The following is a 6,207-nucleotide window of genomic DNA, read 5'->3' on the forward strand; positions in this document are numbered from 1 at the left end:
CGTGATGAGCCACGGCCGCGTATTATAGCGGTGCGTGCCGCGTTCGACAAGCAATGTCAAGCCAAAGACCTCTTGCCCACCGCCAGCCAGCGTCCTTGCGCGGGCGCGCGCCTTGACGCCCATAGAGGTGCCCCATAGCATAACCGCCAAACGGCACGCTACGGCGGCCTCACCTCTCGCTACGGGCACGACGATCTCATGCAAGCCGACGCATCGACCCTTCACGCGGCAGTGGCAGATGACTTCGCCGCCGTTGACCGCACTATCCTCGCGCAGCTCGAATCGCGCGTGCCGCTGGTCCAGACCATCGGACAGTACATCATCCAGAGTGGTGGCAAGCGCCTGCGCCCGGTTCTGGTACTGCTAGCCGCACGAGCGCTAGGCTATCAAGGCGAGCAGCACGTCAGCCTGGCAGCGCTGATCGAGTTCATGCACACCTCGACACTGCTGCATGATGACGTCGTGGATGAATCCAGCCTGCGCCGCGGCCGCTCTACCGCCAACGACACTTGGGGCAATGCGCCATCGGTACTGGTCGGCGACTTCCTCTACTCGCGCTCCTTCCAGATGATGGTCGAAGTCGGTTCGATGGAGGTGATGGCAATTCTTTCTGCCGCGACCTGTACCATCGCTGAGGGCGAGGTGCTGCAGCTCACCAACATCGGCAATGCCGACATCGATGAAGCAGCCTACTTCGAGACCATCCACGGCAAGACCGCCATGCTGTTCGAGGCCGCTGCCCATGCCGGCGCAGTACTCGCCAAGGAAGCTGACGCGGCGATCACACAGGCGCAGGTCAGTGCGCTACAGAACTACGGCCGCTACCTGGGACTTGCTTTCCAGCTGATCGATGATTTGCTCGACTATCAAGGCGACGCCAAGACCATGGGCAAGAATGTCGGTGACGACCTCGCCGAAGGCAAGCCTACCCTACCCTTGATTCGCGCCATGCAGGTTGGTAGCCCAGCGCAGGCCAGCTTGGTGCGTGGTGCTATCGAGAAAGGAGGGCTGGAGCAGCTCGACGAAGTGCTGGAAGTCGTCCGTGCGACTGGCGGCCTCGACTACACTCGCAGTCGCGCCCAGAAAATGGCGGATAACGCGCTCGTAGAACTCGAGGCACTACCTGACAATGAGTTCCGTGCCAGCCTAGAGCGGATCGCACTCCTCAGCGTCGGCCGCCAGGCCTGACGAGCGCCAGAAATCACAAGAGGCAGGCAGGTCCGGAAGTCAATTCCAGCCCCACTGCCAGCCTCTTATCTGAGCACCCGAGAACGGCACAAAAGTTTTTGCCCTCAAGGGCTTGCAAACAAAAGCTCTCTGCGTATAATTCACCTCCGTCGAGACAAGCTCACGACGCATCGGAGTATAGCTCAGCTTGGTAGAGCGCTGCCTTCGGGAGGCAGAGGTCGTAGGTTCGAATCCTGCTACTCCGACCATATTATTGAAAAAGCCGCTGATCATTGATCAGCGGCTTTTTTGTTGTCCGAATGATAGCCTCACATCCATCAGGGATGCTCACATGCCAACGCTGCGCCTTGCTCTACCATTCCTGCTTGCAGGGCTTCTCACTGCCTGCGCCGCACCTCAAGCGCAATGGGGGAAAGACGGCACGTCCAGCACACAGGTGCATAACGCCTATGCCGGCTGTCGCTATGAAATTGGCATGTCTGATAAGTCTGATAATGAAAAGCGTGGATTGATGCAGTTCTGCATGGAGCGTGACGGCTTCCGCTTACAGCCATGAGCCTCTTGCTCACATCAAAGCCCACCACTCCACCCCACTATTCAGGTTAGTCGCCATCGCCAGCTTTCAAGGCCCGCTCGTGATCGGCATGCTCCCGTTCGCGGCGGGCCTTTTGCTTTTGATAGTAGCTGCGCAGCGCGAGCCCGAGACCACAGGCCAGCATCAGCGCGAACACTAGCCCCTGCCACGGACGGGCGTCATCACCCAGCCAGGTTTCCAATGCCACGATGGCGATCAATCCCGCGGCCTGACTGGCGACGGCGATCGCACGACTGCGGTCATAATGGTGTGAAAGCATTCTGAAGTCCTTGGCCGGTAATAACAGCATCGAGGACGTGGATGTCCCAGTACGCCAATTATCGCATACTCGAGAACCTCATCTGCAGCGCTCACCAGAGTGAGGCTGCCTGCCTCATGACCTGCTGCTCTCCCAAGGAGACTCCGCATGGATGCCATTGCATTGGGCCCCGCCCTGATTTCCGTCGAACGCCTCTATGCATTCCTGGCAGCGCTGTTGATGCTGGGCGAGTTCGCCCTGTTGATCTGGCTGCTCAAGCGCGTTCGCGCGCCAGCACTATCATCAGCTGCCTTCTCCTCCGCACCACTTAGCCTGTCGCGCTGGTTCAACCGTGTACTGATCGGTTGGGTCATCGGGGCACGCCTGACCTATGTCGCACTGCACTGGTCGAGCTATCAAGGCGCACCTCTTGATATTCTCAAGCTGTGGCAACCGGGCTATCACATGATTGGCGGGCTAGTTCTCGCCGCACTCGCCAGCCTGTGGTTGCTGCGACGTCAGGGGATACTACTGCAGGTCATTGCGCTCGGCAGCCTGACGCTCGGCCTGACCGCATTCCTAGGTCTCAAGCAGCTGAACCCACTGGGTAGCAACTCATCTCTCGATCGCATGCCCGCCATCACTCTCAATCATATTGACCTACGTCCTGTGGCACTCGACTCGATCCACAATGAGCGCGTCATCGTCAATTTATGGGCCACCTGGTGCCCGCCCTGCCGTCGCGAAATGCCATTGCTAGCTGAAGCTGACACGCATCCCGGGGTGACGGTCGTGCTGGCCAATCAGGGCGAGCAACCCCTCGCCGTGTCACGCTTCTTGAAAGGTGAGCAGCTGAACCTGAAATATGCGCTACTCGACCCCGCAATGCAGCTGATGGGGCTGGCAGAAGCTCAGGGTTTACCGGCGACGTTGGTATTTGATGGCGAAGGACATCTAATCGAGCGCCATATCGGCGAACTGAGTCGCGCCCAACTGGATACCCTGCTGCCAGAGAAACACTAACGCGAATACCATCACTCCGCCCCTGACAGCCGGAAAGAGACCGCTTTTCCTGATGCCGAAATGCCAAAGACGCACGACAAAGACAAAAGGCGCTTAAGCCACGGGCTTCGATCCGTTAAGATACCGCGCCCCTGTATTCCCGATTCCCGTCTTTGTCCTACCCCGAGGCATCATGAGCGATTTCATTCCCGGTCAGCGCTGGATCAGTGACGGCGAGGCCGATCTCGGTCTTGGCACCATTCTCAATGTCGATTTCCGCACCGTCACCGTCCTCTTTGCCGCCAGCGAAGAAACCCGCACCTACAGTCTCCGCGAGGCTCCCCTGACCCGGGTTGCCTTTGGTAGTGGTGATCGCATCCAGTCCGACGATGGCGAATGGCTCATCGTGGACGATTTCAAGGAGGTGCGCGGTCAGATCATCTACATCTGCGAGCGCAGTGGTGACACCACAGGTGAGCTCATCGAGCTTTCCGAGGCACGCCTGAACGACAAGATGCAGTTCAACCAGGCACGTGACCGCCTGCTGACCGGCCAGGTCGACCGTAATGACTGGTTCGATCTGCGCTATCGCACCCTGCGCCACTTCCATCGTGTCGAGCAGAGCCCTGCACTTGGCCTCTCCGGTCCCAAGGTCGATCTGGTGCCACACCAACTCTACATCGCCGATGAAGTCTCGCGCCGTCATGCGCCGCGCGTCATGCTGGCCGATGAGGTCGGGCTCGGCAAGACCATCGAAGCCGGCCTGATCCTGCATCGCCTGCTGCTCAGTGGCCGCGCCAGTCGCGCGCTGATTCTGGTGCCGGCGAGCCTGACTCACCAGTGGCTGGTCGAAATGCTGCGCCGCTTCTCGCTGGACGTGTCACTGCTCGATGAAGAGCAGTGCAAGGCCTACGGCACGCGCAACCCCTTCGAAGGCAATCAGATCATCCTCGCAAGTCAGGACTGGCTGTTCGCCAACCCATCACGTCAGGTACAAGCCGCGGCGTGCGACTGGGACATGTTGATTGTCGATGAGGCCCATCACCTCGACTGGAGCGAAGACAAGGTCGGCCCGGGTTATGCCTGCGTCGAATCACTGGCTCGCCAGACCGCTGGCGTGCTGCTGCTGACCGCCACGCCGGAGCAGATGGGGCTTGAGAGCCACTTTGCCCGCCTGCGCCTGCTTGATCCGGAGCGCTATCACGACATCGCGCGCTTCAAAGCCGAAGAACAGGGCTACGTCGCTGTCGCCGTCGCCATCGATGCGCTGGAAGCACTGCCGAGCGACCAGAGCGGATTGGAAAGCCTCACTGCCATGCTGGACGATAGCGACAGCCGCGCCCTGCTTGACACGCTGATGGACGTGGATGCCGACGACGTCCAGCGTGATAGTGCACGCCGTCAACTGCGCGATCAGCTGCTGGACCGCCACGGCACTGGCCGTGTGATGTTCCGCAACTCACGCAGCCACGTCGCAGGCTTCCCCGAACGTCGCCTGCACGTCCATGAGCTGGAACTACCCTCCTCCTATCGTCGTGTCGTGCGCAAGCTGGAACGCGACGAAGACTATCTCGATGACTTGTTGATCGAGACCGGCATGAACCACCCCGAAGTGGTGCTGTTCCTCGACGAGATGTATCGCGCACTGCCAGATGACCGCATGAACGCCGAGCCGTGGTGGCAAATCGACCCACGCGTGATGTGGCTGCTGGAAACACTGACAGACCTCGGCCACGAGAAGGCGCTGGTGATCTGCCACACCGCTGACACCGCTCGTGAGCTTTCTGAAGGACTACGCGTGCTGGGCGGTGTACACGCACCGGTATTTCATGAAGGCATGAGCCTGGTCGAGCGTGACCGCGCTGCTGCTGCATTCGCCTCCGAAGAAGAAGGCGTGCAGCTGCTGGTGTGCTCGGAAATCGGCTCTGAAGGCCGTAACTTCCAGTTCTGTCACCATCTGGTAATGTTCGACCTTCCGGTCCACCCGGATCAGCTCGAGCAACGCATCGGTCGTCTCGACCGTATCGGCCAACTGTTCCCGATCGAGATCCACGTGCCTGTCTTTGAAGGCTCACCGGGCGCTCAGTTGTTGCGCTGGTTCCGTGACGGCATGGACTCCTTCAGTGCCCCGCACGGCATCGGTAGTGAGCTTTATGCCCAGTTTGGTGACGCGCTGGAAGAGGCGCTGCTGGATAGCGAAGACGTCGACAGCATCATTGAGCAGACGCGCGAACGCTTCGATGCGCTGCAGGCAGAGCGCCAATCAGGCCGTAACCGCCTGCTGGAGCTGAATGCCTGTCGCCATGAGCGCGCTGAAGAAGTCATCGCAGCCATCAAGACGCTGGATAACGACAAGGCACTACCGGGCTACCTGGAACGCGCCTTCGATATCTTCGGCATCGAGAGCCGCGACCTCGGCAATGGCATTACCTACTTGGCACCGGGCCCGCACATGCTCGATGGCCTGCCAGGACTAGTGAAGGGCGAGGAAGGCTTCAGCGTCACCAGCGATCGTGCGACCGCACTGTCCCGTGAAGACGTGCATCACCTGTCGTGGGAACACCCGCTGGTTCGCGAGATGCTGGTTCGCATCATTGATGGCTCGATGGGCAATACCGCGTTGGCGCTGCTCAAGCATCCGGCGATTCCCGGCGGCCGCCTGATGACAGAAGTCGTCTTCCGCACGCAGTCCACCGCTCCGCGGGGTCTGCGTCTGGGTCGCTTCCTGCCGCCCACGGCCATCCGCGTATTACTGGATGAAACGGGCAGTAACCTGTCTGACAAGGTGTCCTTCAGCGGCCTGTCCAAGAACCTCAAGCCAGTGAAGAAGGCGGTCGCGCGCGACCTGATCAAGCAGAGCCACGCGACGCTACGCAAGCTGATGAGCGATGCCGAGCAGGAAGCTGAGCGTGAACTGCCCACCATCATCGAGCAGGCTCAGCAGCAGATGCGCGAGCAACTGACCAGCGAGCTTTCACGCTTGGAAGCACTGGCGAGTCACAATCCGGCAGTCCGCGAGGAAGAACTCGAAGCACTGCGTCAGGAACGCGCTGCACTCGACAATGCCATCGAAACCACGCGCCTGCGCCTTGATAGCGTACGCGTGATCGTAACGGTAGATGCTCACGAGCGCTGATAGGCTCTTCGCATCACCTACAAGCGCCCCGGCTGCCACTCGCAGACG

Annotated in this window: 5 protein-coding genes and 1 tRNA gene; 5 read left to right on the forward strand and 1 reads right to left on the reverse strand. The window is 60.2% G+C overall.

Going from position 1 to position 6,207, the window contains the following annotated elements:
* The first annotated feature begins 198 nt into the window (after positions 1-198).
* From ispB to BF12_RS0106625, 3 genes are all read left to right on the forward strand, one after another.
* Positions 199-1,188 carry an octaprenyl diphosphate synthase gene (gene ispB, locus BF12_RS0106615; RefSeq protein WP_024951596.1) on the forward strand — a complete coding sequence of 330 codons (990 nt, stop codon included), beginning with the start codon at positions 199-201 and terminating at the stop codon, positions 1,186-1,188.
* Between the two features lie 171 nt (positions 1,189-1,359).
* Positions 1,360-1,436 (forward strand) — tRNA-Pro (locus BF12_RS0106620).
* An 83-nt stretch (positions 1,437-1,519) separates the two neighbouring features.
* Positions 1,520-1,744, forward strand: a complete 225-nt coding sequence (locus tag BF12_RS0106625; protein ID WP_024951597.1) for a hypothetical protein — start codon at positions 1,520-1,522, stop codon at positions 1,742-1,744.
* Positions 1,745-1,790: 46 nt separating this feature from the next.
* On the opposite strand, the gene BF12_RS0106630 is transcribed toward BF12_RS0106625, so the two are convergent.
* A complete protein-coding gene (locus BF12_RS0106630; RefSeq protein ID WP_024951598.1) occupies positions 1,791-2,042 on the reverse strand; it encodes a hypothetical protein in 252 nt (83 codons plus the stop codon).
* Between the two features lie 147 nt (positions 2,043-2,189).
* Here BF12_RS0106630 and BF12_RS0106635 point away from each other — a divergent pair, with 147 nt between their 5' ends.
* Complete coding sequence (locus BF12_RS0106635) at positions 2,190-3,044, forward strand: TlpA family protein disulfide reductase (RefSeq protein ID WP_024951599.1); 855 nt, start codon at positions 2,190-2,192, stop codon at positions 3,042-3,044.
* A 172-nt stretch (positions 3,045-3,216) separates the two neighbouring features.
* The gene (gene rapA / locus BF12_RS0106640) at positions 3,217-6,159 is read left to right on the forward strand and encodes an RNA polymerase-associated protein RapA (protein ID WP_024951600.1); all 2,943 of its coding nucleotides are present in this window, start codon (positions 3,217-3,219) and stop codon (positions 6,157-6,159) included.
* The last annotated feature ends 48 nt before the right edge of the window (positions 6,160-6,207 follow it).

It is taken from the genome of Cobetia crustatorum (genome assembly GCF_000591415.1).
GTDB lineage: Bacteria > Pseudomonadota > Gammaproteobacteria > Pseudomonadales > Halomonadaceae > Cobetia > Cobetia crustatorum.

Bases quoted from the DNA above. Each gene is read 5' to 3' on its own strand.
- BF12_RS0106635 (WP_024951599.1), top strand. From the start codon at position 2,190: ATGGATGCCATTGCATTGGGCCCCGCCCTGATTTCCGTCGAACGCCTC.
- ispB (WP_024951596.1), top strand. From the start codon at position 199: ATGCAAGCCGACGCATCGACCCTTCACGCGGCAGTGGCAGATGACTTC.
- BF12_RS0106625 (WP_024951597.1), top strand. From the start codon at position 1,520: ATGCCAACGCTGCGCCTTGCTCTACCATTCCTGCTTGCAGGGCTTCTC.
- rapA (WP_024951600.1), top strand. From the start codon at position 3,217: ATGAGCGATTTCATTCCCGGTCAGCGCTGGATCAGTGACGGCGAGGCC.
- BF12_RS0106630 (WP_024951598.1), bottom strand. From the start codon at position 2,042: ATGCTTTCACACCATTATGACCGCAGTCGTGCGATCGCCGTCGCCAGT.